This is a genomic window from Nonomuraea diastatica (assembly GCF_004349015.1).
Lineage (GTDB): Bacteria > Actinomycetota > Actinomycetes > Streptosporangiales > Streptosporangiaceae > Nonomuraea > Nonomuraea diastatica.
In genome coordinates this window covers 1-2220 of sequence record NZ_SMKP01000378.1, presented here as the reverse complement: position 1 = coordinate 2220, position 2220 = coordinate 1, and the positions used below count along the sequence as shown (strand labels likewise).

General features: G+C 62.6%; 1 protein-coding gene and 1 pseudogene. Both read left to right on the top strand.

What is annotated here, in order from left to right; all coding sequences use genetic code 11:
* Window positions 1-497: 497 nt before the first annotated feature.
* Complete coding sequence (locus E1294_RS51665) at window positions 498-1559, top strand: integrase core domain-containing protein (protein WP_132520627.1); 1062 nt, start codon at window positions 498-500, stop codon at window positions 1557-1559.
* A 38-nt stretch (window positions 1560-1597) separates the two neighbouring features.
* A pseudogene (locus E1294_RS56975) lies at window positions 1598-1756 on the top strand (IS5-like element IS4811 family transposase); the annotation flags it as partial.
* Between the last annotated feature and the right edge of the window lie 464 nt (window positions 1757-2220).

Genomic DNA, 2220 nt, shown 5'->3' with positions numbered 1-2220 from the left:
CAGCGCGGCCAGATCGGCATCCCAGGACACGACCAGATCGTAGGTCAAGACGAAAGTCACCGCAGGATACTCCACGGGCCACAGACCGGCCCTCAGCGACTTGAATCAAGATCTACGAATGTAGTACTTGGCAGAAATCCCAACCTGCCAAAAGGGCAAACGACAGCGTCCACTGAGCGTCCTTAAGCCGGAAGCACCATACGCTCGGACTCCTCCAAGGACCGGTCTCCCAGGTCCGCAGCCTTCCCGAGCGCCCTGCCATACCGCAGGCCAGCCTCTACCGTGACGGTGTCGCGCGGGATCGAAAGGTGGCCGTATCGCGGCTCTTCGAAGTTAAGCGGGGTTGAGGCAGCCGCGGCTCTTTCGCGTGGTGGCGCAGCGAGTGCGAAGTCGTTGTGATTCAGGGTTGCGGAAACCTGTACCGCTTCAAAACTCATCACGTGATGCTTGATCTGCGGCTTTGACCTTGAGAGGCCCCACGGGCAAGATCGCAGTCCGTGCCGGTTCGTCTGCTGTATCTGACCTTGATCCGGGTGTTCGGTTGGGTGGTGTTGCTGGGGCGTAGCCAGGCATCCAAGGATGTCGAGATTATGGTGCTCCGCCACGAAGTTGCCGTGTTGAAGCGTCAGGTCGTCCGGCCGAAGCCGGATTGGGCCGATAGGGCGCTCTTGGCGGCATTGGCCCGCTTCCTGTCGTCGGTGCTGCGAACACATCGGGTCGTCACCCCCGGCACCCTCTTGGCCTGGCATCGTCGTTTGATCACACGCTCCTGGACCTACCCCCACCGCACCGGCCGTCCCGGAACAAGCAAAGAGGTCCGGGATCTGGTCCTCCGCCTGGCCCGCGAGAACCCCAGATGGGGATACCGGCGGGTCCACGGTGAACTGGTGCGGCTCGGTTTGCAGGTCAGCGCAGCGACCGTGCGGCGGATTCTGCGTGCGAGCCGGCACGGTCCGGCGCCACGAAGCATCGACACCTCCTGGCGGACGTTCCTACGGCTGCAAGCGAAGGGACTGCTCGCCTGCGACTTCTTCCACGTCGACACGATCTTCCTGAAGTGCCTGTACGTGTTGTTCGTGATGGCGTTGGAAACGCGACGCGTGCACATCCTGGGCGTTACCGCTCACCCAACAGGCGCCTGGACGGCTCAGCAGGCGAGAAATCTGTTCATGGATCTTGGCAACCGGGCGAGGTCATTTCGGTTCCTCATCCGTGACAGGGATGCCAAGTTCACCGCCGCCTTCGACGAGATCTTCACCAGCTTGGGCATCATGCTGATGAAGACACCGCCACGAACGCCCCGAGCCAACTGCTGCGCCGAACGCTGGGTCCCAACCGTCCGAGCCGAATGCACCGACCGGATGCTGATCTACGACGAACGCCACCTGCGATCAGTCCTGAACGAGTACGCCGAACACTACAACGCGCACCGCCCGCACCAGTCCCGTCAACAACGCCCACCTGATCAAGACGAGCACGTCGTGGTACCGCTGGAAGGCCGGATACAGCGCCGAAAGGTGCTCAGCGGGGCCATCAGCGAGTACCATCGTGCCGCCTGACCAACCTGAAGAAACACCAGCTCAAACCACGTGCACGAGTTTTGAAGCGGTACAGGGTGGTAGAGAGGACGCTCGCGTGGCTGACCGCCTGCCGCCGAGTGGCTCGTGACTACGAACGCGATCCCGCTGTCTCCGAGGCGATTATCCGCTGGGCCGCCATCTCTGGCATGGCCCGCCGCCTCACCCGAGAAGGCCCCGCCCGACGACAACCGCGCTACATCTGCAACTGAACGCCGCTACAAACGATCTTATCAAACACGCACTTAGTGGGCGTTTAATCTCGATAGTTCGTGCGCCCAGCAGGACGGAGGTGAAGCCGTGACGTAGCGGCTGATCGTCTGTTCGTAAGCTCGTCGTCGCTTGCCGGTGGAAGTCCGGTCCGGGTAGCTGCCAGGAGGCCCGGTAGCAGGCTGGCGGTTTCGTCTGGAAACGGGCGGGGTCGAAGCCCAGCGTCAAAGGCCCTTTCATGGGGGAGCAACGATGCGGTCCGTAGCATGAAGCGAAGCCTGCGGCGTCGTTAGAGGTCCCGGCCGTGAGGTCGGGAACCAGGGAGAGCCGAGCCCCCGAATCCAGGGCGAAGGCCATGGACGCGGTGAAGAGCCTGGAAGCGCAGCCGTTAAGGACTCCTCGGCGTATGGGGCGCGGAACGTGTCGATAGTGG